The sequence below is a fragment of the Ruegeria sp. AF8 genome (genome assembly GCF_056541825.1).
The window spans coordinates 207,404-233,257 of the sequence record NZ_JBQFYW010000003.1; the positions used below are offsets into that span (position 1 = coordinate 207,404).

28 protein-coding genes are annotated in these 25,854 nt (G+C 59.3%); 12 read left to right on the forward strand and 16 right to left on the reverse strand.

The window, feature by feature from the left end:
• The first annotated feature begins 121 nt into the window (after positions 1–121).
• Positions 122–619 carry a GNAT family N-acetyltransferase gene (locus ACR0AO_RS08270; RefSeq protein WP_480602317.1) on the forward strand — a complete coding sequence of 166 codons (498 nt, stop codon included), beginning with the start codon at positions 122–124 and terminating at the stop codon, positions 617–619.
• Between the two features lie 87 nt (positions 620–706).
• Here the strand turns inward: ACR0AO_RS08270 and ACR0AO_RS08275 are convergent, their stop codons facing one another.
• Positions 707–1,300 (reverse strand): HD domain-containing protein, encoded by a 594-nt coding sequence (locus ACR0AO_RS08275; RefSeq protein ID WP_480602321.1) that lies wholly within the window; start codon positions 1,298–1,300, stop codon positions 707–709.
• Positions 1,301–1,508: 208 nt separating this feature from the next.
• Between ACR0AO_RS08275 and ACR0AO_RS08280 the strand changes: the two genes are divergently transcribed.
• Together ACR0AO_RS08280 and ahcY are read left to right on the forward strand one after the other, a co-directional pair.
• Positions 1,509–1,823, forward strand: coding sequence for a hypothetical protein (locus tag ACR0AO_RS08280; RefSeq protein WP_480602324.1), 315 nt, complete (start codon positions 1,509–1,511; stop codon positions 1,821–1,823).
• A 112-nt stretch (positions 1,824–1,935) separates the two neighbouring features.
• The gene (gene ahcY / locus ACR0AO_RS08285) at positions 1,936–3,330 is read left to right on the forward strand and encodes an adenosylhomocysteinase (protein WP_480602326.1); all 1,395 of its coding nucleotides are present in this window, start codon (positions 1,936–1,938) and stop codon (positions 3,328–3,330) included.
• Between the two features lie 83 nt (positions 3,331–3,413).
• On the opposite strand, the gene ACR0AO_RS08290 is transcribed toward ahcY, so the two are convergent.
• The 5 genes from ACR0AO_RS08290 to tsaD form a co-directional block, all read right to left on the reverse strand.
• Complete coding sequence (locus tag ACR0AO_RS08290) at positions 3,414–4,061, reverse strand: DUF899 family protein (protein WP_480602329.1); 648 nt, start codon at positions 4,059–4,061, stop codon at positions 3,414–3,416.
• 355 nt (positions 4,062–4,416) lie between these two features.
• Positions 4,417–4,839 carry an EVE domain-containing protein gene (locus tag ACR0AO_RS08295; RefSeq protein WP_480602331.1) on the reverse strand — a complete coding sequence of 141 codons (423 nt, stop codon included), beginning with the start codon at positions 4,837–4,839 and terminating at the stop codon, positions 4,417–4,419.
• Complete coding sequence (locus tag ACR0AO_RS08300; RefSeq protein ID WP_480602335.1) at positions 4,839–5,108, reverse strand: YciI family protein; 270 nt, start codon at positions 5,106–5,108, stop codon at positions 4,839–4,841. Before ACR0AO_RS08300 ends, ACR0AO_RS08295 begins: the two co-directional genes overlap by 1 nt.
• Position 5,109: 1 nt before the next feature.
• Positions 5,110–6,072, reverse strand: a complete 963-nt coding sequence (locus tag ACR0AO_RS08305; protein ID WP_480602337.1) for an NAD(P)H-dependent glycerol-3-phosphate dehydrogenase — start codon at positions 6,070–6,072, stop codon at positions 5,110–5,112.
• Positions 6,069–7,166 (reverse strand): tRNA (adenosine(37)-N6)-threonylcarbamoyltransferase complex transferase subunit TsaD, encoded by a 1,098-nt coding sequence (gene tsaD, locus ACR0AO_RS08310; protein ID WP_480602628.1) that lies wholly within the window; start codon positions 7,164–7,166, stop codon positions 6,069–6,071. The genes ACR0AO_RS08305 and tsaD overlap by 4 nt, the downstream gene beginning before the upstream one ends.
• Positions 7,167–7,262: 96 nt before the next feature.
• On the opposite strand from tsaD, the gene ACR0AO_RS08315 reads away from it, so the two are divergent.
• From ACR0AO_RS08315 to ACR0AO_RS08325, 3 genes are read left to right on the forward strand one after another with little or no spacing between them, the layout of a single operon-like run.
• A complete protein-coding gene (locus tag ACR0AO_RS08315; RefSeq protein WP_480602339.1) occupies positions 7,263–7,976 on the forward strand; it encodes a uroporphyrinogen-III synthase in 714 nt (237 codons plus the stop codon).
• 52 nt (positions 7,977–8,028) lie between these two features.
• Positions 8,029–9,279 (forward strand): COG4223 family protein, encoded by a 1,251-nt coding sequence (locus ACR0AO_RS08320; RefSeq protein WP_480602342.1) that lies wholly within the window; start codon positions 8,029–8,031, stop codon positions 9,277–9,279.
• A gap of 10 nt (positions 9,280–9,289) precedes the next feature.
• Positions 9,290–10,789 (forward strand): heme biosynthesis HemY N-terminal domain-containing protein, encoded by a 1,500-nt coding sequence (locus tag ACR0AO_RS08325; RefSeq protein WP_480602345.1) that lies wholly within the window; start codon positions 9,290–9,292, stop codon positions 10,787–10,789.
• Here the strand turns inward: ACR0AO_RS08325 and ACR0AO_RS08330 are convergent.
• From ACR0AO_RS08330 to ACR0AO_RS08340, 3 genes are read right to left on the reverse strand one after another with little or no spacing between them, the layout of a single operon-like run.
• Positions 10,773–10,988, reverse strand: a complete 216-nt coding sequence (locus ACR0AO_RS08330) for a hypothetical protein (protein WP_480602348.1) — start codon at positions 10,986–10,988, stop codon at positions 10,773–10,775. The genes ACR0AO_RS08325 and ACR0AO_RS08330 overlap by 17 nt on opposite strands.
• Positions 10,985–11,803, reverse strand: coding sequence for a nitronate monooxygenase (locus ACR0AO_RS08335; RefSeq protein ID WP_480602351.1), 819 nt, complete (start codon positions 11,801–11,803; stop codon positions 10,985–10,987). Before ACR0AO_RS08335 ends, ACR0AO_RS08330 begins: the two co-directional genes overlap by 4 nt.
• A 28-nt stretch (positions 11,804–11,831) precedes the next feature.
• On the reverse strand, positions 11,832–12,155 hold the full coding sequence (locus ACR0AO_RS08340; protein ID WP_480602353.1) for a 2Fe-2S iron-sulfur cluster-binding protein: 324 nt from the start codon (positions 12,153–12,155) through the stop codon (positions 11,832–11,834).
• A gap of 484 nt (positions 12,156–12,639) precedes the next feature.
• Between ACR0AO_RS08340 and ACR0AO_RS08345 the strand changes: the two genes are divergently transcribed.
• Positions 12,640–13,170: an Lrp/AsnC family transcriptional regulator gene (locus ACR0AO_RS08345; protein WP_480602356.1), complete on the forward strand. Its 531-nt coding sequence runs from the start codon at positions 12,640–12,642 to the stop codon at positions 13,168–13,170.
• A gap of 81 nt (positions 13,171–13,251) precedes the next feature.
• Here the strand turns inward: ACR0AO_RS08345 and ACR0AO_RS08350 are convergent, their stop codons facing one another.
• From ACR0AO_RS08350 to ACR0AO_RS08360, 3 genes are all read right to left on the reverse strand, one after another.
• Entirely contained in the window at positions 13,252–14,055 is an 804-nt protein-coding gene (locus ACR0AO_RS08350; protein ID WP_480602358.1) for an ABC transporter ATP-binding protein, read from the reverse strand.
• 81 nt (positions 14,056–14,136) lie between these two features.
• Positions 14,137–15,183, reverse strand: coding sequence for an ABC transporter substrate-binding protein (locus ACR0AO_RS08355; RefSeq protein ID WP_480602360.1), 1,047 nt, complete (start codon positions 15,181–15,183; stop codon positions 14,137–14,139).
• A 101-nt stretch (positions 15,184–15,284) separates the two neighbouring features.
• Complete coding sequence (locus ACR0AO_RS08360) at positions 15,285–16,154, reverse strand: ABC transporter permease (RefSeq protein ID WP_480602362.1); 870 nt, start codon at positions 16,152–16,154, stop codon at positions 15,285–15,287.
• Between the two features lie 798 nt (positions 16,155–16,952).
• Here ACR0AO_RS08360 and ACR0AO_RS08365 point away from each other — a divergent pair.
• From ACR0AO_RS08365 to ACR0AO_RS08385, 5 genes are all read left to right on the forward strand, one after another.
• Positions 16,953–18,059 (forward strand): aromatic ring-hydroxylating oxygenase subunit alpha, encoded by a 1,107-nt coding sequence (locus ACR0AO_RS08365; protein WP_480602364.1) that lies wholly within the window; start codon positions 16,953–16,955, stop codon positions 18,057–18,059.
• A 16-nt stretch (positions 18,060–18,075) separates the two neighbouring features.
• Entirely contained in the window at positions 18,076–18,513 is a 438-nt protein-coding gene (gene gloA, locus ACR0AO_RS08370; protein WP_480602366.1) for a lactoylglutathione lyase, read from the forward strand.
• Positions 18,514–18,516: 3 nt separating this feature from the next.
• Complete coding sequence (locus ACR0AO_RS08375; RefSeq protein WP_480602368.1) at positions 18,517–18,915, forward strand: AraC family ligand binding domain-containing protein; 399 nt, start codon at positions 18,517–18,519, stop codon at positions 18,913–18,915.
• 148 nt (positions 18,916–19,063) lie between these two features.
• Complete coding sequence (locus ACR0AO_RS08380; RefSeq protein ID WP_480602370.1) at positions 19,064–20,506, forward strand: glutamine synthetase family protein; 1,443 nt, start codon at positions 19,064–19,066, stop codon at positions 20,504–20,506.
• A 117-nt stretch (positions 20,507–20,623) separates the two neighbouring features.
• Positions 20,624–21,640 (forward strand): alpha/beta fold hydrolase, encoded by a 1,017-nt coding sequence (locus ACR0AO_RS08385; protein ID WP_480602372.1) that lies wholly within the window; start codon positions 20,624–20,626, stop codon positions 21,638–21,640.
• Positions 21,641–21,824: 184 nt separating this feature from the next.
• Here the strand turns inward: ACR0AO_RS08385 and dxs are convergent, their stop codons facing one another.
• Genes dxs through ACR0AO_RS08405 form a run of 4 tightly spaced genes read right to left on the reverse strand, consistent with a single transcriptional unit; the run spans position 21,825 to position 25,800 of the window.
• The gene (gene dxs / locus ACR0AO_RS08390; RefSeq protein WP_480602374.1) at positions 21,825–23,753 is read right to left on the reverse strand and encodes a 1-deoxy-D-xylulose-5-phosphate synthase; all 1,929 of its coding nucleotides are present in this window, start codon (positions 23,751–23,753) and stop codon (positions 21,825–21,827) included.
• Between the two features lie 15 nt (positions 23,754–23,768).
• On the reverse strand, positions 23,769–24,635 hold the full coding sequence (locus ACR0AO_RS08395) for a polyprenyl synthetase family protein (RefSeq protein WP_480602376.1): 867 nt from the start codon (positions 24,633–24,635) through the stop codon (positions 23,769–23,771).
• Complete coding sequence (locus ACR0AO_RS08400; RefSeq protein WP_480602378.1) at positions 24,635–24,877, reverse strand: exodeoxyribonuclease VII small subunit; 243 nt, start codon at positions 24,875–24,877, stop codon at positions 24,635–24,637. Before ACR0AO_RS08400 ends, ACR0AO_RS08395 begins: the two co-directional genes overlap by 1 nt.
• Positions 24,874–25,800, reverse strand: a complete 927-nt coding sequence (locus tag ACR0AO_RS08405) for a histone deacetylase family protein (RefSeq protein ID WP_480602380.1) — start codon at positions 25,798–25,800, stop codon at positions 24,874–24,876. Before ACR0AO_RS08405 ends, ACR0AO_RS08400 begins: the two co-directional genes overlap by 4 nt.
• Positions 25,801–25,854 lie beyond the last annotated feature (54 nt).

Here is a 25,854-nt window from a genome sequence, read left to right on the forward strand (position 1 = left end):
GCTCTATCGAATATATGCGTTGTGGCTGCCTGATGGGTACGGCAGCTAATACCTCACGCCCGTGAAAACCGTTTGAACTTGCATTGATGATCCATGAAGCTCTGGAGAAGGGAGCGAAGACATGGAAATTCGTAACGCGAGAAAGCAAAAAGAAGTTGATGATGCAGCAAGCCTTACACGTGGGTTATACGAAGCAAACAAGTTGCTTTATCAGGATGATCTGAAAACCATAGAGGATTATTACCGCGGATCCTGGTTTTTAGAACGTAAGCCCGCGATCCCTTACGAGTACAAGCCCCCGAGAGGTGAAATTCTTGTCGCCTATCTTGAGGGTGAACCTGCCGGAACGGTGGCGATCTACGGTATGGATCGCGATCACTGTGAGTTAAAGTCGATGTACGTTGCGGCCGAATATCGAAATGCTGGAATTGCGCGAGCTCTATGTGAAAAGGTGATTGAGTTGGCGAAAGACCAAGGTTATCGCACGGTCAGACTGACGACCGGTGAGCGTCAATTGCAAGCCCGACGGCTCTATAAAAGCTTTGGATTTGAGATTGTCACTCCTTGGGATGCTGATCCACCTGAAGGTTACGATTACTTCGAACTTAGAATTGCATAAAAACCGTGGCCGATCATCGGCTCGTTCTAACGGTGTCGACAGCGCCCTCTGACCGCCTGATACTAGAATTTGGCGCAAATCGGACCTTCATAGCAACTTTATCAACGCCAAATGCCGATCCGTATAGGCCTGCCGTACCTCGATCGGTGGCCGTAGCCTGATCTGCAACCCCTCCATCACTGCCTTGTCCGGGCGGCCAAAGAACTTCGTCGCCTCGGCCTCGGAAAATCCCGCGATCTGAGTGGCCTCCATCCAGGCGCTGATCTTGTCGGCGCGTTTGATCTGTTTCTTGATGGAAACCGGGATACTCGCAGGCAGGCCAAACCGGATGTGAATGGCCGCGGCCAGCCGGTCGTCGAGATCGCCATAATCGGGTCCGACGGCAGATTTCACCGGTGAAATCATATCGCCGATCACATATTCCGGGGCATCATGCAACAACGCGGCCAGCCGCCATTTGACTGGTGCCCTGGGGGCGATGCGGCCAAACAGCTCTTCGACCAGCAGCGAGTGTTCGGCCACCGAATAGGCGAAATCGCCGTTTGTCTGCCCGTTCCAGCGCGCGACAAAGGCCAGACCGTGGGCGATATCCTCGATCTCGATATCCACGGGAGTCGGGTCCAACAAATCCAGACGGCGGCCCGACAGCATCCTTTGCCACGCTCTGGGTTGTGTTGCCATTCTGCCATGCCCCTTTTGGTCTGCCGCCTTGATGCCACATTTGCAGCGTAGCCTGTATTCCATCCTGATCACATGCTGCCAACACCTTCTTGAAGGGACGTGCTTTGAACCGGCGCGTGCGGATCACGATATCAAATGCAGAGGGGGGGCGTGCATTCCTCCCGGTGCGCCCTCCTCAGATCGAAATATGTATCGAAAGGAGAACGTCATGTTCAAGCGTTTGTTGGGACTTACCCTCACATTCGGCATGGCCGCCACCGCGCCGCCTGCCTTTGCCGCCGGTTGCGCGATGCGGGATACAATTGTCGCGAACCTAAAGGAAAAATACTCGGAACAACTAACTTTTGGCGGATTACAAAAGGCCAGCGGCTCACAATCCGTCATGGAAGTCTGGTCATCGAAAGAGACGGGAACATACACAGTTATTTTGACCCAGGCCAACGGAATCAGTTGCGTTGTCGCCGCGGGCACGGACTTCTTTGAGGCCATTCCGAAAATTCAAGCTCAGGGCACACCGAGCTGACCAAAAAGCGGAAGAGCTGCGGTGCATCACGGATAGCAGGTCAACAAAGTTGCCATGTCTGACAGTGAATGCTATGGGCTGCCCGTACGAGTTTGTCGGAATGGAGCTACGGATGCCCGCAGATTATATTGTTAAGGACATTTCGCTGGCCGAATATGGCCGCAAGGAACTGGATATTGCCGAAACGGAAATGCCGGGGCTGATGGCCCTGCGTGATGAATATGGTGAAAGCAAGCCATTGAAAGGCGCCCGCATCGCCGGGTCGCTGCACATGACCATCCAGACCGCCGTCCTGATCGAAACGCTGGTTGCGCTGGGCGCCGATGTGCGTTGGGCATCGTGCAACATTTTCTCGACGCAAGATCATGCCGCCGCCGCCATCGCTGCGGGCGGAACCCCGGTTTTTGCCATCAAGGGCGAAACGCTTGAGGAATACTGGGACTATGCCGACCAGATCTTCCAGTTCCCCGAAGGCGGCGCGAACATGATCTTGGACGACGGCGGCGACGCGACGCTGTACATCCTGATAGGCGCGCGGGTCGAAGAAGGCGAAACCGACCTGATCGAGAACCCGCAATCGGAAGAAGAGGTTGCCCTGTTCGCGCAGATCAGGAAACGGCTTGCGGAAAGCCCGGGCTGGTTCGTCAAGCAGCGTCATATGATCAAGGGCGTCTCAGAGGAAACCACCACCGGGGTGCACCGTCTGTACAAGATGATGGAAAAGGGCCACCTGCCGTTCCCTGCGATCAATGTGAACGATAGCGTCACCAAGTCGAAATTCGACAACAAATACGGTTGCAAGGAATCGCTGGTCGACGGCATCCGCCGCGCCACCGATACCATGATGGCAGGCAAGGTGGCCCTGGTCTGCGGCTATGGCGATGTGGGCAAAGGTTCGGCAGCGTCGCTGCGCGGCGCTGGTGCCCGCGTGAAAGTGACCGAAGTCGACCCGATCTGCGCCCTGCAGGCTGCAATGGACGGTTTCGAGGTGACCCTGCTGGAGGATGAGGTCTCGTCCGCCGACATATTTGTCACCACCACCGGTAACAAGGACGTGATCCGCATCGAGCATATGCGCGAGATGAAGGACATGGCGATCGTCGGCAACATCGGCCATTTCGACAATGAAATTCAGGTGGCCAGCCTGAAAAACCACAAATGGACCAACATCAAGGAGCAGGTGGACATGATCGAGATGCCTTCGGGCAATCGCATTATCCTGCTCTCCGAAGGTCGTCTGCTGAACCTCGGCAATGCCACCGGGCATCCGTCTTTCGTGATGTCGGCCTCGTTCACCAACCAGGTGCTGGCGCAGATCGAACTGTGGGCCCGTGGCGAGGATTACGACAACCAGGTCTATATCCTGCCCAAGCATCTGGATGAAAAGGTCGCGCGCCTGCATCTTGACCGCATCGGCGTGAAACTGACTGAATTGCGCGCGGATCAGGCAGAGTATATCGGTGTCAATCCCGAAGGCCCGTTCAAGCCGGAACACTATCGGTACTGATTGTCACCGCGAAAATACGCAGAACGCCGTCGGTTCCGCCCGGCGGCGTTTCTTTTTCGGTCAGGCTTCGGGAAACACCTGGTTCAGCTAAGATCTGGCATGAAATCACCGCGGCCTTGCGGGGTCAGGTCAAGAAAGTTCCACAGGGACCAGGCCGGATCGATATGGCGCGGGTGCCAGGGGCTGGGTTCGAAAAACAGCTCGGAACTCCAGAAATGGCGTATCCCGTCCTCGTCTCGCCGGAAGACATTGAGAATTGGCAACTGATCCCCGCTGGCGTTTTCAGCCAGATAGTCACGCTGATAACTGGTGCCCTGCGCCGAATAGAGCGGCAGTTGTTCCCACCCCATTTCGGATTGTAGCCGCGCCAGCTTTTCCGGGACGTTGCCGGCGACAATCGCAAGACCGACCCGGCGCGTGATATGCTTGACCTGTCCGCTGAGCCCGTCAAGAAACGCCGCGCACATGGGGCAGACGGCGTTGGCCCTGGGGCCGTACATCAATGAATAGATGATCAGCGTGTCGTGATCCGTGAACAATGTGGACATCGGTGCAGGCCCGCCTTCGGGGCGGAGGAACGCGTAATCCGTCGGAACAAGTCCGCCCCTGGGCAAAGACCGCCGCATTTCCGCGACTTTTTCCGTGGTACTCCGCAGATTTTCCTCGGCCGTCAGCAGTTTGGCACGGGCCGCGCGGTATTCCTTGCTTTCGTTCGGCAATTTAGCGGGCATCGTGAATCTCTCCTCTTAATTAACAAGAATGTTAAATAAAAAATTGAGATTTTTCAAGCCCGCCGGATTCGCGACCAGCCGATTGAACGGATTTTACGAGTATTTGCGGGATTTGACGTTTGTGCACCGTCACTGAATGTTGCTATTGTCACCTTGTGACCAGGACGGTCAGGACCAGAGATTTCAAAACGCGTGTGGTGAAATGGGAGCACGCGGGGTGGGGAAGGTTCTGATGCGTCAGGACCTTCCCGAATTTTTGAACAGGTTCCTTGAGACCCTCAGGCTCACACAACTTGTTTCGATATGCGCGAACCTTGCCGATGTCGCTGCCAAAACGCGAGGATCAAGCGCGGTGTCAGTCAGGATTTGTCTGTCCCAGCGCGCAAACCCGTCTCCACTCCGCCTCGGTCACCGGCTGCACCGACAGGCGCGAGTTCCGGACCAGCACCATGTCCGCCAACGGCTCGTCCGCTTTGATCTGATCCAGCGTGACCGGTGTTTCGAACGAGCGAACGGCCTTGATGTCCACGCATTCCCAGCGGGGATCGCCGGCCTTGCTGTCGGGGTGAACCTCGGCGCAGACTTCGACAATGCCGACCACCGCCTTTTCGGTCTGGGAGTGATAAAAAAACCCGCGATCGCCCAGTTTCATCTCACGCATGAAGTTGCGGGCCTGATAATTCCGGACCCCGTCCCATTCCTCGCCCGCCTCGCCCTTGGCGACCTGCTGATCCCAGCTCCAGGTCGAAGGTTCGGACTTGAACAACCAATAGGCCATCAGCCGATCACCTTTTTCCAGGGAATCAGCTCGACAGACTGGAACAACCCGGCTTTTGCATAAGGATCATTGTCGGCCCAGCTTTGCGCGGCGGCCAGATCCGCGACATCCAGCACGACCAGCGAACCGATCATCTGATCTCCGCTCAACAACGGGCCAGCCTGCGAAACCACTCCGGTCTCTTCAATATAGGCAAGATGTGCGGCGCGGTTGTCGAGGCGGGTCTGCAAGGCGCCGTCCTTGTCGCGGGCAATCAGGGCGATCAGCATGTTATTCCTCCTTGAGGGGTCGGTTGAGCAGGTTTTGAATGGCTTCGGCGACACTGTACGCACCACCGCTCAGTTCGGCCACGGCCGTGCTGATGGGCATGTCCAGCCCTTGTTCGCGGGCCAGTTGCGCCACCGCCCGGGCAGTGGCGACACCTTCGACGGTGGTGGCGCCATCGAATGGCTCATGCCGGCCCAGCGCCAGACCGAACCGATAGTTGCGGGACTGCTCCGACGAACAAGTCAGCACCAGATCGCCCAGCCCGGACAGCCCAATCAGGGTTTCTGGGCGGGCGTTTTTCAGGGCTGCGAACCGTTGCATCTCGGCAAATCCGCGTGTCATCAGCGCCGCCCGGGCGCTGTCTCCCATGCCTTCACCGATACAGGCGCCACACCCGATGGCCATGACATTCTTCAGCGCCCCGCCAAGTTCCGCCCCAACCGTATCCGTCGTGCGATAAAGCCGCAGATTCGAGGTCGTGAGTTCGGATTGCAGCGTCGCGCCTAGGTCCGCATCGGCGCAGGCCAGCGTCAGCGCCGTCGGCAATCCCTTGGCAATGTCATGCGCAAAGCTCGGACCGGTCAGCAGGGCAGGGCGCGCGTGCGGCAGAGTCTCGGTAATGACCGCGAGCGGACCCAGGCCCGTATTCAGTTCAATCCCCTTGCAGCATGCCACCAACAGGTGGTTTTCAAGATGCCTGGAATGTTCCGCCAGCGCCTGCCGCAGTTTCTGCATGGGAATCGCCAGCAACAGAGTCCTGTGTGCGGCCGCTTCTGACAGGTCCGAGGTTATGCTCACCGTTGCGGGTAGCGCAATGCCGGGAAGCCGGAGAGCGTTTACGCGTGTATGTCGCATCAACTCGGCCTGCTCGGGTGAGCGCGACCACAATGTAACCGGTCCTTTGCCCGACAGCGAAATGGCTAGTGCTGTACCGAAAGCACCCGAACCCAGAACCGCAACGCTCATGCCTTTGCCCCCTTTTTGCCGCTGCCCAGCAAGGCGGGGCCGGACCGGTCCAGCGGCCAGCGCGGGCGGGCCATCAGGCTCAGGTCGTCTCGTGCCCCCATTCGAAAGCGTTCGATACCTGCATAGGCGATCATGGCGGCGTTATCCGTGCAAAGCCGCAAAGGCGGAGCGATGAACCGAGCGCCCCGGTCGGCGCAAACAGTCTCTAACACGGTCCGAATCGACACATTTGCGGCCACACCGCCCGCAACGGCAACGACTGGCTCAGCCGGATTTTCTTCCAGATATAGCTTGAGCGCCCGGCGGGTTTTCTCGGCCAGCGTGTCAGTGATCGCGGCCTGAAATCCGGCACACAGGTCGGCCCGGTCCTGCCGCGTCAAGCCACCCTTTTCCGCAACGATCTGATCGCGCATCCGCATCAGCGCGGTTTTGAGGCCGGAGAAAGACAGGTTGCAGTCCGGCCGATCAAGAAGGGGGCGGGGGAAACGGTATCGTTTCGGGTCGCCGTTGCGGGCTTCGGCCTCGACCGAGGGGCCGCCCGGTTGCGGTAGTCCCAGCAGGCGCGCGGTCTTGTCAAAGGCTTCGCCCGGCGCGTCATCGATCGTGCCGCCCAGGCGCGTGAACCGATCCGGATCGTGGGTGATCAGGAATTGACAATGTCCGCCGGATACCAAAAGCATCAGATAGGGAAATGCGATCCCGTCGGTTAGGCGCGGGGTCAGGGCATGGCCGGCCAGGTGATTCACGCCGATCAGGGGCAGACCGGTGGCCGCACTCAGACCCTTGGCGCACATCACGCCGGACATGACCCCGCCGATCAGTCCCGGCCCGGCAGTCACAGCGATGGCGTCCATGCCCGCAAGGCGCAGACCCGCCTCGTTAAGGGCTTGCCGAACGCAGACATCCAGCTTTTCGGCATGCGCTCTGGCGGCGATTTCGGGCACGACGCCGCCATAGGCGCTGTGTAATTCGGTCTGGCCATGGACAATTGACGACAACACCTGCGCGGGTTCGTCCCCGGTCTGGCGCACGACGGCCGCCGCGGTATCGTCGCAGCTGCTTTCCAGCCCAAGTATCGTAAGAGTTTGCGCCATCGACCCGAACCGTTGCATCATGATCGAAAGCCGGGGTATCACCCCGCGCACAATCAAACAATCCCGTGGCCGAAAGCAATAACCTTGCGCCTGTTGATGACCCGCCCCCCCGCCGCCTCGGAGAGGTTCCTGGCGCAGCTGCTTCCACATCTGCCCGTCGATGTGGAGGCCATCGTTTCCCCGCTTCTTGAGATCCGGCCCCTGGGTGGCACGCTCGACCTGAAGGGATTTGGCGGTGTCATCTTTACGTCTTCCAACGGGGTTGGCGTCGTCGCAGGGCTGACCACCGAGCGGACATGCCCCGCCTTTTGTGTCGGTCCGGCGACCACCGAAGCTGCGCGTCGGGACGGATGGTCGGCGGTCATGGTCGGAGAGACGGCGGAAGATCTGATTTCAGCTTTGTTGTCCCGCCGACCGAAGGTCCGGTTGTTGCATCTGAGGGGCGAGCATGGCCGCGGTGATGTAGCGGAAAACCTCACCAGATCGGGATTGCCGACGGACGAACAGGTGATTTACCGACAGGAGTTGATTGGCTTTTCCGATGCCGCGCGCGCTGCAATGGCGGATGATCGCCCGGTTTTGGCGCCGATTTTTTCCCCACGAACCGCGCGACAATTTGCCGACCAATGGGAAGGTTCCGCCCCATTATGGATTGCCGCGATCAGCGAGGCGGCGGCGAAACCCATGAAATCGTTGAATTTCCAAAGATTGATTGTCAGCGACCAACCCAATGCCGACGGGATGTGCGCCGCGATCAAAAATCTGGTGAACTATCGGATGCGGGTTGAGAGCATCGGGGACGCGGATTAACTTGCGTTAGTCTTAGGGTTTTAGGAATTTTGGAATCAAAGGGGAGCGGACGGTGGCTGGCAAAAAGAAGACAGATCAAGACCCTGACGCGATTCCCGTAACCGAAGATCAGGATCAGCAATCCGAGGCCGTCGAAGTTGAAAGCCCCGTTGACGATGTGGCGGATGCAAGGGATCTGACTTCCGAAGCCGAAGCCGAAGCCGAAGCCGAAGCCGAAGCCGAAGCCGAAGCCGAAGCCGAAGCCGAAGCCGAAGCCGAAGCCGAAGCCGAAGCCGAAGCGTTGCCGGTTGCCTCCGACAGTGCTCCGGAACCGTCGGACAGGAGGCGAGGCGGGTTTTTTCCGGCATTGCTGGGCGGGGCGATTGCCGCTGCGGCCGGGTTTGCCCTGGGTCAAAGCGGGATTCTCAATTCCACCGGAAGCGATGTTGAGACAGCGATTTCCTCGCTGGAAAGGAAAATCGAAGACCATGCCAAATCGATTGGAGATTTGGTCAGGCTGAATGAAAACGGCGATGCGGCGGGGACGTCGGAATTGTCCGAGCAGGTTGCCGCTCTAACCGGCCAGCTTGCGCCGGTGACATCCGAACTGGACGGGGTGAAACAGCAAATTCAGGCTCTGACCTCGTCACTAGGGCCGCTTGAAACCCGTCTGAGCGATCTTGAAAACCGCGCGCCCGGAGACGGCGCGTCGGCCTCTGCGTCGCCCGTCTACGAGGCGGAACTCAAGAAACTTCAGGAGTCTTTTGCCGCTCAGCGAGCCGAGATCGAGAAAATGGTGACCGAGGCGCAAAAGCTGGAGGTCAAGGCCGCCGCCGATGCCCAGGCCGCGGCAAACCGGGCTGCGGCATCGACGTTGCGCAGCCAACTGGATATTGGCGCAGCGTTTTCCGAACAGATGGCGGAACTCAAAGCCGGTGGCGTGGATGTTCCACCGGAACTGACCGCCGTCGAAGCGGATGGGGTCGCGACAATGGCAAGCCTGCGTAGCAGTTTCCCACCCGCCGCCCGGGCTGCTTTGGCCGATGCTCGCGAAACTGAAAAAGGTACCGGCATCCTTGCGTTCCTGGAACGTCAGACCGGGGCTAGGTCGGTTGCTCCACGTGATGGCTCGGATCCGGATGCGGTCCTGTCGCGCGCCGAGGCCGCTCTGACCGCCGGAAATCTGGCAAAGGCGCTGGAAGAGATCGGCACGCTGCCGGATGTCGCTCAATCCGCCATGACGACGTGGGTTGAACAGGCGCGCGCCCGGCAAGACGCCGTTTCCGCCGCTGATGCGCTTGTGCAAAGTGTGAACTCGAACTGAAGGGCTCGCCATGTTTTGGTCATTGCTTAAAATACTGGTTTTTGTTGCGATCATCGGCCTTCTGGCGCTGGGCGCTGCCTTTCTCATGGAGGCGAGCGGCGGGGTTCAGATCACCATTGCCGGAACCGAATACACGCTTGGACCGCTGCAGTCGGTCATAGGGTTCGGGGTTCTGGTCTTTGCGGTGTGGCTGTTTTTCAAGCTGTTGAGCTTGCTGATTGCGACACTCAAATTCCTCAACGGGGATGAAACCGCCTTGTCCCGCTATTTCGACCGTGGCCGGGAACGGCGCGGGTACCAGGCCCTGTCCGACGGGCTGATGGCGCTGGCCTCGGGCGAAGGCCGCATTGCGATGTCCAGGGCGACAAAGGCTGAAAAGCTGTTGAACAAACCGGAACTGACCAATCTGCTGGTGGCCCAGGCCGCCGAGATGACCGGAGATACCAGGAAAGCCTCCGAAACCTACAAAAAGCTGGTGACCGAGCCATCGACGCGGTTTGTGGGTGTGCGCGGGATCATGAAACAGAAACTGGCCGAGGGGGATGACGAGACCGCGCGCAAGCTGGCGGAAAAGGCGCTGGCCCTGAAACCGAGGCACGAAGAAACACAGGACGTTCTGTTGACGCTTCAGACCAAGGCGCAGGATTGGGCCGGTGCGCGTACCACCCTGACGGCCAAGCTGAAATCGGGATCTTTGCCGCGCGACGTCTATAAACGGCGCGATGCGGTGCTGGCCTTGTCCGAAGCCAAAGATGTGCTGGATGACTCCACCACGGTCGAGCAACAGGAACGCGCCATTGAAGCAAATCGCCTGTCCCCCGATCTGGTGCCTGCCGCAGCGATGGCGGCGCGGGCGCATATCGCCAAAGGCAAGCCGAGAAATGCCACCAAGATTCTGAAAAAGGCGTGGGAGGCTCAACCGCATCCCGATCTTGCGCATGCCTTTGCCGAAATCGAGCCGGACGAATCGCCGGCGGATCGGGTCAGTCGTTTCACCGCCCTGACCCGCACTCATCCTGAAAACCCCGAAACCCGCCTGATCCTTGCCGAACTCAACATCGTGGCCGAGGATTTCCCCGAAGCGCGTCGTGCGCTGGGCGATGTCGTGGAAAAACAGGCCGATGCCCGCGCCTATACTTTGATGGCGGCGATCGAACGGGGCGAAGGCGCATCCGATGCGGTGGTTCAGGGCTGGCTGGCCAAGGCGTTGAATGCACCGCGCGGTCCGCAATGGGTTTGCGAGAACTGCCATGACATACATGCGGAATGGGGACCTGTATGCAAGAACTGCAACAGCTTCGATACGCTGAGCTGGCAAACCCCCGAAACGCCTGAAATCGCATCGGCGACCGGTGTACATATGCTGCCGCTGATCATCGGAGCCTTGGAGGACAAGGCCGAGCCGGATGTCGAGGAAGAGGAAATCGAGGACAGCGGGGCGGAAGAAGTGACCCCGCCCCGGATTATCGACGCGGATGTCGAACTTATGGATGTCAACGGCAAGAAGTGAAGGCGAGACCGGCCATGGGCGATGCCCGCCTGCCGACAGGGTGGCATGATGCCGTGCCGGGCTCGAGCCGTACGAATGACGGCCGGATCGGGTCGGCCAGCGCTTCGATGTTTCCAGTGACGTCATAGTTGCCGGCAATGGATCGGTCGATGTCAGCCGGCGTCTTATAGCCGCTGCGGGCGGCCATTGCTGATATCATTCGACAACCTTGCGCCGGATATGGGTCATCAGCCGTGACGTCTTGGTGGTGAGGGCGGGCAGAAGCGAATCAATACCGGGCGCGTCATGAATCAGGCCCACCGCTTCGCCCAATTCCGGCTGTAAGGCGGGTGAGTCGCCGGAAAGGTCCAGAATTTCGGCAATCTGATCTGCGTCCAGCGCGCTGTCCTGGCTGGCCCAGAAACGTGTGCCCAGCATCACCCCGTCCGCGCCCATGATCAGGCTGGCCGCGATACCGCGCGGGTCGGCGATGCCGCCTGCAGCCAGAAGCAGCGTCTCGGCACGGGCGGCATAAATCGCATCGGCCACTTCGGGCAACAGGGCAATGGTGCTGCGGGTGCTGTGATCGGGCCCGGTCGCGCCCGTCCCCCGCGCCACCAGCACATCCGTTCCGGCGGCAATCGCGGCGCGGGCCATTCCGGCCGATTGCACCACCGTGATCATCCGCACCCCGGCCTGTTTGATGCGTGCGGCATAAGGGCGGGGATCGTAATCCGCCGTGGCGCCGCCGCCCGATAGCAGGATCGCGCGCGGTCTGTACCCCAGAAGCTGGTCGAGCACGGCGGGATCGGCATCCAGCCGCGCCATGTCGATGCCCCAGCCCACCGCATCCTCGCCAGTGGCGCGGAACTGGTCGGCCAGCGCCGGGGCGCTTTGCGCACCCACGTGGATCAACCCCAGCCCGCCGGCCCGGCTGACCGCCGCCGCCAGACGCCCGTCTGACAAAGGGCTGGAGGGCGCAAGGGCAAATGGGTGCAACAGACCGAACTGGCGGGTAAAATGCGTGTCGATCATTGCGGGGCCTCCTTTTGATCAGAGGCGCTCAGATCTGCCGTTCGGGCAGGTGCACCACCAGCCCGTCAAGCGCATCGGTGACCTTGATCTGACAGGTCAGGCGTGATCGCTCGGGATCGGGCTCAAAGGCGAAATCGAGCATGTCCACCTCCATCACATCTTTCGAAGGAAGCTTTTCAACCCAGGTCGCGTCCACATATACGTGGCAGGTCGAACAGGCGCAGGCCCCACCGCAATCGGCCTCGATTCCCGGCAGGTTGTTGTTGCGTGCGCCTTCCATGACGGTCTGACCGTTGGCGACCTGAACATCGTGTTTTGTGCCGTCATGTTCGATATAGGTGATCTGAACCATCAGAAACCGTCCTTGTGCGTGGGCGGGTGTTTCCCCGTGTTTGCGGTTGTGCCCTTCGTGCCGACCCTGTCGCGCATGTGGCGCATATCCGGCAAACAAAAGGTCAGTCGAATTTTTTGCATTACCTTGGGCATGCTGGCGTCAAGTTGATGATATAGTCATGTACAATGCAAAAAATATCCGGAAACGACATAAGAGTGTCGAGTTTGCTACGTAATACGCAATTTCTGTAAAAAAGCCTTCTGCCCCGTTGCCGGATGCGGGCTCCGGGTGGCCTGACTGGCGCAAAGCTGAAGATTTTTACCGAAATCGATAAAAACTCCGGGTTTTCAGTGTAGGTTTCGCAGGAAACCCTGCCTCAGATGCCGCAATTGCCCAATTTGCACGTTGAAAGGGTTTGCATTGCATTTGCACGTCTTCATATATTGAACTCGATAAGCCCAGCACGACAATTTCAGGCCGGAAAGTGAGACGACTCGATCATATGGATACGACAACACGACATAATGGCCAGGATAAACCAACCCGTCAGCGTGGCACCCATTCGGTCGAGGAGCGCCTGAACAGCGAGATCATCAAGATGCTGGAGATCGACGGGCGTATGGCTTTTTCCGAGATCGCTCAGCGCCTGAAGGTCTCGGAAGGCACAATCCGCAACCGCGTGAATGGCATGAAGGAAAGCGGCATGCTGCGCATCGTTGCCATCGCCGATCCGCGTGCCTCGGAATACAAGGCCGACGCGATGATCTGCGTCAAGGTGGCGCCGGGCGTTACGCCCAAAGAGGTGGCGGACCGGCTGAATTCAGTATCGAGCGTGGTCTATATCCTCTGGGTCACCGGCCGGTTCGATCTGTTGATCGAGATCGTTTGTGACGAGCCGGGCAAGATGGCGACTTTTCTCGAGGATCATATTCACAGCTGCAAGGACATCGTGGATGCCGAAGTCATGCTTGGATTGAAAAACTTCAAGAATCAGTTCCTGCTGAAGCGCGACTGGGAACAGACCGACAATTGACCGGCTGATTCCTTCCGCAACTCCCGGTCGTGGATTTCGTTGCGGACAATGGATCGTCGGACGGGCATCAGGTGAGTGCGTTCAGTATTCCTCGTCCGAATGCCCCGCCTCCGCACGCATCAATGCGGTGATTTCGCGTTCACATTCCAGATAGCCGGGCAGGGCGATCAGATCTTCCTTGCTTCTCAGCTCGGCTCCCTTCTTGAACTCCAGATCCAGCACGGTTTTCAGCCGTCCGGGATTGGCAGACAGGAACACGATCTTATCCGCCAGGAAAATCGCCTCCTGAATGTCATGGGTCACCAGCAAGATTGTCGTGTGGGTGGTTTCGACGATTTCCAGCAGCATCTCCTGCATGTGCCAGCGTGTTTCCGCGTCGAGCGCGCCGAATGGTTCGTCCATCAGCAGGATGTCCGGCTCATTGGCGAGCGTGCGGGCGATGGCGACGCGCTGCTTCATTCCGCCCGACAGGGTCTTGGGATATGCGTCGCGGAACCGGGTCAGGTGCACCAGCTCAATGAATTTCTCGGCGCGTTCCCGGCGTTCCGCCTTGGATACACCATTGAGTTTCATCCCGTATTCGACATTTTCGAACACGGTGAGCCAGGGAAACGAGGTGTAGCTCTGAAACACCATGCCGCGCTCTCGTGACGGGCCGTGGATGCGTTTGCCTTCAAGGCTGACCGACCCGCTGGTTGGGTCCTCAAGGCCGGCCACGATGTTGAGCAATGTGGATTTGCCGCATCCCGAGGGGCCCAGCAGAATGCACAATTCATTGCGGGCGACGGAAAACGAAACCTCGCGCAGGGCTTCCACGCTCTTTGTCTTGGTGCCAAAGGTTTTCGAGACATTGGTGGCGGTCAGGATGGCGTCGTCCAAAGGCATGACAGTCCCTTTGCGAGGATGGGGGGATGACGGAAGAGGCCGGGCGGGGCTGGCGCGCCCGGCCAATTGGATCAGGTCGGATCAACCGCGATAGCCTGCATCGTAAAGCTCTTTGTGCAGTTCACATTCGATGCCTTTTTCAGGTGACTGGATGGCTTTGATCAGATTGAACTTGACCCACCATTCACTGACAAGGTTCCAATGGTCGCCAATTTGCCCGTTGCTCTGATCGAAAGGCGGATTGCCGGGGGCTGAACCGCAAAACTGCGCGGCCTCCATAAAGTCATAGACATACAGTCCGCCATCGGTACGGCTGCCATCCTTGCCCAGCACCAGTTCGACATCTTCCACGCTCATTTTCATGCCGTCGGCGATGATCTGATTGCCTTCGGTCGGGTTTTCCTGCCACCAGGCGATGGCGTCATACATGGCCTTGAGCGTCTTGCGGGCAGTGTCGCGGCGTTCGGTGACAAAGGAGTCGGACATATAGTGCCCGTCCGCGATGACCCCATGCTCCAGCCAGAACGGTTCACGGGACTGGGCCAGAACGCTTGACCCGTCCAACGCCTTCAGCGTGTTTGCGCCATAAGGCTCCCAGAATTCCGACGCCGCGACGCCGCCACCGATCATGGCGGCAAAAGCATCGTCGGCGATGATGTTGCGATAGGTCACGGAATCGTAGGAAACACCGTTCTGCTCGAGCCACATGGCGACAAAGATCTGCGACAGCCCGCCTTCGAGCACGGCCACTTCTTTACCCACCAGATCCTGCGCGGAACTGATACCGGGGGCAGCAACGATCTTGTCCGTCCCATAGGAAAGGTTGCCAAATGCAACCAGTTTGATCGGCAGCCCGCTTTCGACACCGACAGGCGTGAACTCGGCGGTAGAGCTGACCACATCCATCTGACCTGCGGCAACCAGATTGAAACTTTCATACGGGTCTTCGATGGTCTGGTATTGCAGGTCCAGATCCGGGGCCAGGCCCTTTGCGATTGCAATGTGCCAGAACCCGTATCCCGGCCAGGTGAAACCCGAGATCCTGACCTCTTCAGCGGCGCTCGCCGCCATCGGGGCGCTGGCAATCAGCAGTGCCGCGCTCATGTTGCGCAAACATGTCCAGTTCATGGTCTACTCCTCTTCCTGTTGGATGGGCGTCCCGGTTGTTCTGATTTTTTGCGGGTCTACGCATGAGTGCCGGGACGGGATTCGGTCGGATTAGGGTCTGGTCAGTGCCGGCCCTCCAGATAGGGGAATGCAATGCGGTAGAACTGGCGCAGCAGGAAATCGAACAGAAGACCCAGTATGCCGATGACCAGAATTCCTGCCATGATCTCATCCACATGAAGGAACCGTTTTGCGCGCATCATCACGGCGCCTATTCCGGCATCTGCTGCGGTGATCTCGGCGATAACCAGATAGGTCCAGCTGACAGCCAGCATCTGGCGCATGGCGATGGTGATATTGGGCAGCGAGGCGGGCACGACCACGGTCCGCAACACCTGCCAGCGATTGCCGCCAAGCGTGACCGAGGTGCGGATCAGATCCGCTGGCACCGCCTTGACGTGGTCCGTGATCAGCGTGATCAGAAACCAGATCACGCCAATGAACAGCAATGCGAGCTTTTGCGTGTCGCCCGCGCCGAACCACATCAGCAAAAGCGGGATGAACGAGGGGGCGGGCAGATAGCGCCAGGCAGAAACGAAAGGGCTGAAAAACGCTTCGACCGTGCGAAACGTACCCATCAGAATGCCCAGAGGAATGGCCACGATGCAAGCCAGGCCAAAACTGAACATCACACGCCAGACGCTGATCAGGACATCGTTCAGAAAGCCGTTTTCGGCGAACATGGTGTAAAGCGCGGTCAGAACCTTGACCGGCCCGGGCAACAGGATTTCGTTGGTCCACTGTTGCCAGACCGCAAATTCCCACAGTCCGAAAAACAGAATCCAGACCGCGAATCCCAGAGAGATGCTCCAACTGGCGGGAATATCTTTCTTGAACTCGAAGAACCGCCGCCGGGGCGCGGGGCTTGTCTCCTGCCGGTTCGTGTCCGGCGCATTGGCCGGGGCGGTGGAATTGCTGACGGTTCCTGTCACAGAATCCCTCCAGTTGGGCTGCCGCCCCCCGCGATTCCGCCGGAAACGGGCAGTTGCGGGTTGTAGGCGTCAGCTTGCGAATACGGAATCATCGTATGATGGATCGGCAATATTGCAACAAATTTCTTACTGTATACGTAAAATGAGCTAGGGAAACCTGATTTTTGGCGTTGTTGTGAGTGAAGAAATGGGCTGAATCAGCAGTTTGGCAGATACTGAGTGATCTGCGCTTCTAACGCGGTGCCTATCGCGCGAATTTTGGGGGCAATTTCCGGGCAGGGATTGGAAAAACCGGGCAAGGATAATGGCTTGAAACATACCCTGAGGGCTGGCAAGCCGGGTCAAGGCCTGGCGACCGTGACGCTTGGGTTTTGTCGTTGTGTTGCGGATACGGGCGAATCACGCGCGCGGAATTTGTGCGGAAATTCTCAACCTGACCTGCGCAACCAAAACTGACTGCGCCGTAACCCGCCTCGAGGCCAGAAAATTCTGGTAGAGCCCCGACTCGGCTCGAACCTCATTCCGGCGACGGATTTGCCACAATTTTCGTGCCACGATGACCCGTATACGACGAATTCCCGCAATATTGCATAGCCGGGCTTGTGCCGAATGAGGCGATTTTTTCAACAATTTCTACTTTCTCTGCGTAGCGAAGATCAAAAAATACGAAAACCCCAAAAAAATGCTAGACAAAATACGGAAAGCGCAGTTTCATCAGCGTCGCTATGACAGATCGGCGCAATCATGTGCCAGCACATATCGAAATCTCAGTCGTCCAGCTTTTGGGGAGGAAATACTATGGGTGACATGCAGAAGATTCTGTCTCCGTTTTTCGAAGATCGTGCTCTGAAAAGAGGACTGCCCGCAGCGGCCTATACAGGGCAGGACTTCTGGGAAGCGGAATGCGAAACCGTGTTTTGCCGCAACTGGGTCTGCGTTGGGTTTGCCCACGAATTGAAGGAAACCGGTGATGCGGTTCCGATCACCATCGCGAACAAGCCGCTTTTGATCGTTCGCAACACCAGAGGCGAGATCAAGGCGTTCCACAATATCTGTCGGCACCGCTGTCTGACTCTGGTGGACGAACCGAAAAATGTCGGCAAGCTGATCCGTTGCCCTTATCATGCCTGGGCCTATGATCTTGATGGCCAGCTGCGCGCCGCGCCTCATTTCGGTGGTCCAAACCAGCACGATCACGAGGATTTCGACAAGAAGGCCAATAGTCTGATCCCGGTTCGAACCCATGTCTGGAACGATTGGATTTTCGTGAATTTCGACGGCAAGGCCGAACCCTTCGAGGATTATTCCGCCACGCTCCAGGCGCGTCTAGAAGGGATGGAGTGGGACAAGGTTGACTGCGTCGCAAAGCTGGATTTCGGCGAAGTGGCCTGCAACTGGAAGTTCATCATGGAGAACTTCATCGAACCCTATCACGTTCAGTTTGTCCACCCAACCACCACCGACCAGCCGCTTGAGGACCACTATACGATCATCGATGGCAATTGCATGGGCAGCGCCGTGGATCTGGAAGAAGAGATCGGTACCTCAGGTAGCCTGGGCGTCAGCTCGCGCTATCTGGCGCTTTATCCAAACTTTATTCTGGGCCGGTACTTCCCAAATCAAATGGGTGTGTACCTTAACATCCCGACGGGCCCTGGGACCATGCTGCAAAAGAGGGCGATCTATACCACCGACGGCCAGTTTCTGGACGGCCACGATGTCGAGGGTCTGAAACAGTTGTGGTGGGACGTGCATAAGGAAGACCACGAAATGACCGAACGGCTGCAACTGGGCCGGGTGTCGTCGATCTCGGATGAGGGAGGTGTTCTGTCCCCGGCATGGGAAGACAGCGTGCGCGCCTTCCAGGATCTGGTGGCCAGGGACGTCGCAAGCGCAAGTTCGTAAATGACAGGAAGTACGAATGGCAAATGAAATCAACAAGGGCTTTCGCCTCGCGCATACAATGATGCGAGTGATGGATATGGAAAAATCGCTGGAATTCTATTGCGGAATTCTGGGCATGCAGGTCCTCCGGCGGACCGACTATCCCGAAGGTAAGTTTACCAACACGTTTATCGGCTACGGACCCGAGGCCGAGTTTCCCACGCTGGAACTGACCGCCAACTGGGACCAGAAAGAGCCTTATGAAAAGGGCAACGGCTGGGGGCATGTCTGCATTGAAACTCCGGATGTCTACAAGGCCTGCGAAGATCTGGCCGCTGCCGGCGTCAACATCACCCGCCCGCCTGGGCCGATGAAGAACGGCACCCGTGTTATCGCCTTCTGCGAAGATCCGGACGGCTACAAGGTCGAGCTGAACGAAAGCATCCTGAAACATCTGGCCAGCGAAGGGGCGTGACCCATGGGCGATCAACCGAAACTTTTCAAATTCGACCTGGTGCAACAGCGTTATGACAACATGGGTGACAGCGACACCTATATCAAACCGATGGTCACCAGCGAATTCTCCAAGTCCATGTGCGGCGGCATCAACGTTCTGAACAACATCAAGGTGCCGTGGGATCTGACCTGTGACGAGATCATCTATTGCCTCGAAGGGACCTTTCGTCTGGTCTGCGATGGCGAGGAATATATCTGCAATCGCGGTGACGTGCTGTTTGTTCCGAAAGACAACCACATCTCGTATGAGGCGGATGAACGGGCGGTGATCTTTTATGCGGCCTATCCGCATAACTGGAAACAGCTGGCGGGTATCACCGAAGTGCCCGGCATCGATCCGAACGACTTTGTGGCGGGCTGATCCGCCTCGGGGGTGCCCGGTTCCGGCTGTGTAGGGGCGCCCCTGAACAACGAACAATTTACAGCGTCTTCGCTGCACCGTTGGACGGACTTCGTTCGGCGCCGGTCTGACGCATGCAAAATTCCGATAGATTATGGGAGGAACGCAAATGCTGAAAGTCAATCCAAGCGAGAAGATCTATTTCGAGACCTTCGAGGAAGCGGTCGAACGCAACCGCCCACGGATCCCCGAGGTCAGGAAACGTCTGGAAGATGCGGGCGTGAAATACGTCATGGGTGCGTGGATCGACCTGCATGGCATTCCCAAGACCAAACCCGTGCCGATGAGCGATTTTGAGCAATTGTGCCTTGGCAAGGGGCCGCAATTTGCTGTGCACTCGATTTCGTTCGTTCCCGAGCTCAGCCCGGCGGACAGCGATCAGGTCGTGGTGCCGGATCTGGACGCCGTTTATATCTGCCCCTGGGACACTTCGATGGCCATCATCTTCTCGGATCTCTATTGGGAAGATGCCCCTTATAACGTTTGCTCGCGTCAGGCGTTGAAGCGTGCGATGAAAGAAGCCGCAGACGAAGGCTATACCGGATATGCCGGGGTCGAGCCGGAATTCATCGTCATGAAATACGACGAAAACGGCCTGCCTGTTAAGGCATTCGACGATGATCTGGGCAAGGCAATCAGCCCCCGCCGTCAGGCCTTTGGCTATGACGTGGAATATTCCATCGACTCGATGCCCTTCCTCAAGGACATGATCGACATCATCGAGGGTCTGGGCTGGAACCTGCACGACGTGGTGGCCGAGGGCGCCTATTCCCAGTTCGAACTGGATTTCCACTATACCAACATGCTGGAAATGTCCGACCGTCTGGCTTTCCTGCGCATCGTGCTGAAAGAAGTGGCCAAGAAGCACGGCATGTTCGTGACCTTCATGCCAAAGCCCACCGTTGGCGACTGGCGTTCGGGCGCGCATATCAACATGTCGATGCAGCATGAAAGCCGCCCGGGTCAGAACATCTTTGAAACCGAAGATGGCAGCGACTGGTCAGACGAAAGCCGCTGGGCCGTGGGCGGGCTGATGCAGCACGCCGAAGCGATCACCGCAATTACCTGCCCGACCGTGAACTCGTATAACGGTCTGGTCCCGCGCGTGGGCGGCTTCGAGGGCGGGACCGTCACCTGGGCGCCGACCAACATCACCTATGGTTTCAACAACCGGTCAGCCCAGTTCCGCCTGCCGCAAAGCCGCCATTGCATTGAAAACCGCGCCTGCGACATGACCATGAACGTCTATCTGGCGATGGCCATGCACCTGAGCTGCGCGCTGAAAGGCATCAGGGACAAGATCGACCCGGGCAAGCCCACCGATTTCGACCTGTACTCCAAGACCGAGGCCGAACTGGCCGAGCTGGGTATCCGCCGCCTGCCGCGTACACTGTTCAATGCCATTGAGGCCCTGCGCCATGATGAGATGGCTGAACATGTCATGGGGCCGGTCATGCGCAATTCCTATCTGGAATACAAAAACGACGAGTGGGAGCGGTATCACCAGTCGGTCACCGATTGGGAGGTGCAGGAGTACCTGCGTCTCTACTGAGCCCTTCAGCTTTCCCTGACGAGGCGGCAACCGTTCCCCCTGCCGCCTTGTGCAAACTGGGCAAACACCGTTGGAAAGGCGGCTGTTTGCCTGCCTTTTCTTTTTGAAAGTTCAGCCATGTCCAGCGATTACGAAATTTTCGACCTTGGGGATCATCCTTTGCTTGCCGGCGGAGTGCTCAAGAATGCACGGCTGGCCTACAAGTCCTATGGAACGCTTTCGCCCGCCGGCGACAACGTCATCGTGATGCCGACGTTCTATACCGGCACCCATGCCCGCAACGAGGGTTTCTTCGGACCCGGTCGGGCGCTGGACCCGGCCCGCCATTTCATCGTGTCCGTCAATCTGTTTGGCAACGGTGTCTCGTCTTCGCCCAGCAACACCTCAGGGCCGCAGGGTGGGGGTAATTTCCCGGCCCTGACCCTGCACGACAACGTGGCGGCGCAGCATCGTCTGCTGACCGAACGGCTGGGTGTTTCCCGGATCGCTCTGGTTCTGGGATGGTCGATGGCCGGGTGCCAGTCTTATCAATGGGCGGTACAATATCCCGGCATGGTCAAGGCGATCCTGCCATTCTGCGCCTCGGCGCGGACGTCGCCGCACAATTTCGTTTTTCTGGAAGGCGTCAAGGCGGCGTTATGTGCCGATCCGGTCTGGAACGGCGGTCACTATGATACGCAACCGGTCGAAGGGCTGAAAGCCTTTGGCCGGGTCTATGCGGGCTGGGCCTTTTCCCAGACCTTCTATCGCAACGGGTTGTACCGGCAGCTGAGCTATGACAGCCCGATGGCCCTGATGGATGACTGGGCCGAAGATCACGCCGAAAACTGGGACGCCAACGACCTGTTGTGCAAGCTCGCCACCTGGCAGGCCGGCGACGTCAGCGCCGGGCTGCAATTCAACGGTGATTTCGGCGCTGCCCTCGGTTCCATCCGCGCCCGCACCATTTTGATGCCCTGCACCCAGGATCTCTACTTCCCGCCCGAGGACAACGAGATCGAGGCAGGGCTGATCCCGGGCGCGTGCTTTGCCCCCTACAATTCCGATTTCGGCCATTGCGCCGCAAATCCCGGAAACGACCCGGGCTTTACCGCGCAATTGGATGCCCATATCGCAGCCCTGCTTGCGCCATGAGCGCCGCGGGCGCGTGTTAGCCTTCACCTGCGGAAAATCCGGGAGGCTCTGATCTTTTCTGCAAAACCCCTGTTCACCGGGTCGAAGATTTAGGCGACCGATGATTGCCTTCGATCGGGTGGATCCAATTGAAACAGGCGGGTGAAAAGACCGGATTCTTCCAATTTTCAGGATTTTCGGGTCGCTAGGCCCGTTTTTCTCCGATCTGCGCAACACCCAGCACGCTCAGCACCGTGGCCTCGATCTGCTCGGCGTTCATTCCGGCGACCGCGTACATGTCGGCGGGGCTGGCCTGATCGATGAAGGTGTCCGGCAGGACCATCGAGCGGTATTTCAGGCCGTGGTCGAAAACGCCTTCCTCCGCCAGCAGTTGCGCCACGTGGCTGCCGAAACCGCCGATGGCGCCCTCCTCGACGGTGATCAGCGCCTCGTGTTCGGAGGCGAGCCGCAGGATCAGGTCGCGGTCGAGCGGTTTGGCGAAACGGGCGTCGGCAATGGTGGGGGTGATGCCCCTGGCCATGAGCGCCTCGGCGGCCTTTTGCACCTCGGCCAGGCGGGTGCCGAAGGACAAAAGCGCGACGCGCGCGCCCTGCTGAACCACCCGGCCCTTGCCGATCTCCAGAACTTCGCCGCGCTCGGGAAGGTCCACGCCCACGCCTTCGCCGCGCGGGTAGCGGAAGGCGATGGGGCCGTCGTCATGGGCGGCAGCAGTGGCGATCATGTGCATCAGCTCGGCCTCGTCGGCGGCGGCCATGACCACCATGCCCGGCAGGTTGGCGAGATAGGCGATGTCGAACGAGCCCGCGTGAGTGGCGCCGTCAGCCCCCACCAGACCGGCGCGGTCGATGGCGAAGCGCACGGGCAGGCGCTGGATCGCGACGTCATGCACGACCTGATCATAGCCGCGCTGCAGGAAGGTGGAATACATCGCGCAGAACGGTTTCATCCCGCCGGCGGCGAGCGCCGCCGAGAAGGTGACGCCGTGCTGTTCGGCGATGCCCACGTCGAAGCAGCGCGATGGGTAGCGCTCGGCAAAGAGGTTCAATCCGGTGCCGTCCGGCATCGCGGCGGTGACGGCAACGATCTTGTCGTCGCGGGCGGCCTCGGCCACCAGGGTCTTGCCGAAGACCGAGGTGTAGGAGGGCGCATTCGAGGGCGCCTTTTTCTGTTCGCCGGTGATAACATCGAACTTCGCCGTTGCGTGGCCCCGGTCGCGTGCCCGTTCGGCGGGGGCATAGCCCTTGCCCTTTTTGGTCAGGACATGGATCAGGATCGGCCCGGTCGCGCGCGCTTTGACGGTGCGCAGGACCGGCAGCAATTGTTGCATGTCATGGCCGTCGATGGGGCCGAGATAGCTGAAGCCGAGCTCTTCGAACAGGGTGCCGCCAACCGCCATGCCCTTGAGCATTTCCTTGGCGCGCTTGGCCCCTTCGCGGAAGGGTTCGGGCAACAACGACACCGCGCCCTTGGCGGCGGCCTTGAGTTCTTGGAAGGGTTCCTCGGCATAGAGCCTGGAAAGATACGAAGACAGCGCGCCAACCGGGGGGGCGATGCTCATCTCATTGTCGTTGAGGATGACGATCAGGCGCTTGTTCAGGTGACCCGCATTGTTCATCGCCTCAAAGGCCATACCGGCCGACATCGAACCGTCACCGATCACCGCGATGGCGTCACCCAGCCCTTCGGGGATGGTGCCGCCCAGATCGCGGGCGACGGCAAAGCCCAGTGCAGCGCTGATCGAGGTCGAGCTGTGCGCCGCACCGAACGGGTCATAGGGGCTTTCGCTGCGCTTGGTGAAACCGCTCAGCCCGTCTTTCTGGCGCAGGGTGCGGATGCGGTCGCGGCGTTCGGTCAGGATCTTGTGCGGATAGCACTGATGGCTGACGTCCCAGATGATCTTGTCGCGCGGCGTATCGAATACCGCGTGCAATGCCACGGTCAGTTCGACCACGCCCAGACCCGCACCCAGGTGACCGCCGGTGACTGATACGGCGGATACAGTTTCGGCTCGCAATTCCTCGGCAAGCTGGGTCAGTTGCGCGTCCGAAAACTGTTTGAGGTCCGCCGGGCGGTTCACAAGATCCAGAAGCGGCGTATCCGGGCGGTCTGACATGGAATCCCTTACGGTTTAGCTTTCCCGGGCAATAACGAAACGGGCGGCTTCCTTCAAGGTATCTGCCCGTGTGCCATACCCATCCAGCGCGGCGCAGGCCTTGTCCACCAGGTCCGCCGCACGCGACCGGGCCGCGTCGAGACCCAGAAGCGAGACAAAGGTGGCTTTTCCCGCCTCTGCGTCTTTTTGCAGGCGCTTTCCGGCTTTTTCGGCATCGCCCTCGACATCCAAGATGTCATCGGCGATCTGAAAAGCAAGGCCGAGCGCCCGCGCATACCGGCGAAACGGCTCCGTGTCCTGCCCGGCCAGCCGCGCCCCGGCGCAGGCGGACCATTCGATCAGCGCCCCTGTTTTGCCGGCCTGCAATCGGGTGATCTGGTTCAGGGTCAGCGGACAATCCGCGGTTTCGGCGGCAATATCCAGCGCCTGCCCGAGCACCATTCCCTGTGCACCGCCTGCGCGGGCCAGCGTCAGGGCCAGTTCCGCACGGATTTCCGCCACACCGATCTCGGGCCGGGTGCAGAGTTCAAAGGCCAGTGTCTGGAGCGCGTCACCGGCCAGCACGGCAGTGCCTTCGTCCCATTTGACGTGCACCGTTGGCCTGCCGCGCCGCAGATCGTCATCGTCCATGCAGGGCAGGTCGTCATGGACAAGGGAATAGGCGTGCAGCGCCTCGATCGCTGTGGCGGGCCAGATCGCGGATTCGGAGCCCACGCCATGCAGTCGGGCGCTTTCCAGCACCAGAAAGCCGCGCAGCCGCTTGCCGCCCTGCGTGGCATAGGCCATCGCCTGGGTTACGTCGATCGGGTCCAGCGCGCCCAGAACCAGATCGAACCGGTCCTGAATCAGCGCCGCATCCTGCGCCAGCCGTTCCTGAAACATCAAAGACCTTCGACGGGTGTTGTCCCTGTGGGTTGGCCGCTTGCGTCTAGCGTGATGGCCGCCACCTTTTCCTCGGCGCGCTTCAGCTCATCCTCGCAGCGCTTTTTCAGCGCCGCACCCCGTTCATACAGCGCGATGGACTGATCCAGCGCCACGTCGCCGCGTTCAAGCTGGCCGACCACGGCTTCAAGCTCTTTCATCGCCTGTTCGAACGTCATCTGGTCAACGGGTGTTTCGGTCATGTCGTGGCCTTCATCAGTTCCTGCACATGCGCCTTCGTCGCGACGCTCAGCGCGTTCAGATCATAACCGCCTTCGAGAGTCGAGACGATACGCCCCTGACACACATCATTGGCAATTTTGCACAATTGAGCGGTGATCCACGCGAAATCGGCCGTCGACCAGTTCAGGTTGGCAAGCGGATCGTCCAGATGCGCGTCGAACCCGGCCGAGATGACGATCAATTCGGGCTGGAAGGCGCGCAGGCGCGGGAAAGCCTGCCCCTCATAGGCCGCGCGCATCTCGGCCCCACCGGTGCCCGGCGCCAGCGGCATGTTGAGGATCTGGCCATGCGCACCGTCCTCGTCCGGGCGGCCCGAACCGGGCCAGAGCGGCATCTGCTGGCTGGTGATCACCAGCGCACGTGGTTCATCCCATAACAGATTCTGCGTGCCGTTGCCGTGGTGCACGTCGAAATCCACCACCGCGACGCGGGACAGGCCGTGGTGGTCCAGCGCGTGTTTGGCGGCCAATGCCGCATTACCGAACAGGCAGAACCCCATTGCGGTTTCCGTTTCGGCATGATGGCCCGGTGGGCGGACGGCGCAGAACGCGTTGGCGGCTTCGCCGCCCAGGACCATGTCGACCGCGCGTACCACGGCACCCGCCGCACGATAGGCGGCATCGACCGAGCCAGGAGACATGAACGTATCGCCGTCAATTTGGGTGAAACCGTCTGCCGGCCGCGCGCCCCGTATGGCGCGGATGTGGTTTTCGGGGTGAACCCGCAACAGATCGTCATCGGCGGCCAGTGGTGCGGTCACGCGGTTGAGATCCAGAGGCTCAAGCGCATGAAGAATATGCTCCAGCCGCGCCACCTGCTCGGGGTGACCCTGTGGCGTGACATGGGCCAGACAATCGGCATGGGTCAAAAGGGCAGTTTTCATCGGGATCCCCTGTTCATCTGGCTATAAATATCTTCGCCGAAGGCAATAAATCGC

Coding starts and splice junctions, on each gene's coding strand:
- ACR0AO_RS08270 (WP_480602317.1), top strand. CDS start 122: ATGGAAATTCGTAACGCGAGAAAGCAAAAAGAAGTTGATGATGCAGCA.
- ACR0AO_RS08275 (WP_480602321.1), bottom strand. CDS start 1,300: ATGGCAACACAACCCAGAGCGTGGCAAAGGATGCTGTCGGGCCGCCGT.
- ACR0AO_RS08280 (WP_480602324.1), top strand. CDS start 1,509: ATGTTCAAGCGTTTGTTGGGACTTACCCTCACATTCGGCATGGCCGCC.
- ahcY (WP_480602326.1), top strand. CDS start 1,936: ATGCCCGCAGATTATATTGTTAAGGACATTTCGCTGGCCGAATATGGC.
- ACR0AO_RS08290 (WP_480602329.1), bottom strand. CDS start 4,061: ATGCCCGCTAAATTGCCGAACGAAAGCAAGGAATACCGCGCGGCCCGT.
- ACR0AO_RS08295 (WP_480602331.1), bottom strand. CDS start 4,839: ATGGCCTATTGGTTGTTCAAGTCCGAACCTTCGACCTGGAGCTGGGAT.
- ACR0AO_RS08300 (WP_480602335.1), bottom strand. CDS start 5,108: ATGCTGATCGCCCTGATTGCCCGCGACAAGGACGGCGCCTTGCAGACC.
- ACR0AO_RS08305 (WP_480602337.1), bottom strand. CDS start 6,072: ATGAGCGTTGCGGTTCTGGGTTCGGGTGCTTTCGGTACAGCACTAGCC.
- tsaD (WP_480602628.1), bottom strand. CDS start 7,166: ATGGCGCAAACTCTTACGATACTTGGGCTGGAAAGCAGCTGCGACGAT.
- ACR0AO_RS08315 (WP_480602339.1), top strand. CDS start 7,263: ATGACCCGCCCCCCCGCCGCCTCGGAGAGGTTCCTGGCGCAGCTGCTT.
- ACR0AO_RS08325 (WP_480602345.1), top strand. CDS start 9,290: ATGTTTTGGTCATTGCTTAAAATACTGGTTTTTGTTGCGATCATCGGC.
- ACR0AO_RS08330 (WP_480602348.1), bottom strand. CDS start 10,988: ATGATATCAGCAATGGCCGCCCGCAGCGGCTATAAGACGCCGGCTGAC.
- ACR0AO_RS08335 (WP_480602351.1), bottom strand. CDS start 11,803: ATGATCGACACGCATTTTACCCGCCAGTTCGGTCTGTTGCACCCATTT.
- ACR0AO_RS08340 (WP_480602353.1), bottom strand. CDS start 12,155: ATGGTTCAGATCACCTATATCGAACATGACGGCACAAAACACGATGTT.
- ACR0AO_RS08345 (WP_480602356.1), top strand. CDS start 12,640: ATGGATACGACAACACGACATAATGGCCAGGATAAACCAACCCGTCAG.
- ACR0AO_RS08350 (WP_480602358.1), bottom strand. CDS start 14,055: ATGCCTTTGGACGACGCCATCCTGACCGCCACCAATGTCTCGAAAACC.
- ACR0AO_RS08355 (WP_480602360.1), bottom strand. CDS start 15,183: ATGAACTGGACATGTTTGCGCAACATGAGCGCGGCACTGCTGATTGCC.
- ACR0AO_RS08365 (WP_480602364.1), top strand. CDS start 16,953: ATGGGTGACATGCAGAAGATTCTGTCTCCGTTTTTCGAAGATCGTGCT.
- gloA (WP_480602366.1), top strand. CDS start 18,076: ATGGCAAATGAAATCAACAAGGGCTTTCGCCTCGCGCATACAATGATG.
- ACR0AO_RS08375 (WP_480602368.1), top strand. CDS start 18,517: ATGGGCGATCAACCGAAACTTTTCAAATTCGACCTGGTGCAACAGCGT.
- ACR0AO_RS08380 (WP_480602370.1), top strand. CDS start 19,064: ATGCTGAAAGTCAATCCAAGCGAGAAGATCTATTTCGAGACCTTCGAG.
- ACR0AO_RS08385 (WP_480602372.1), top strand. CDS start 20,624: ATGTCCAGCGATTACGAAATTTTCGACCTTGGGGATCATCCTTTGCTT.
- dxs (WP_480602374.1), bottom strand. CDS start 23,753: ATGTCAGACCGCCCGGATACGCCGCTTCTGGATCTTGTGAACCGCCCG.
- ACR0AO_RS08395 (WP_480602376.1), bottom strand. CDS start 24,635: ATGTTTCAGGAACGGCTGGCGCAGGATGCGGCGCTGATTCAGGACCGG.
- ACR0AO_RS08400 (WP_480602378.1), bottom strand. CDS start 24,877: ATGACCGAAACACCCGTTGACCAGATGACGTTCGAACAGGCGATGAAA.
- ACR0AO_RS08405 (WP_480602380.1), bottom strand. CDS start 25,800: ATGAAAACTGCCCTTTTGACCCATGCCGATTGTCTGGCCCATGTCACG.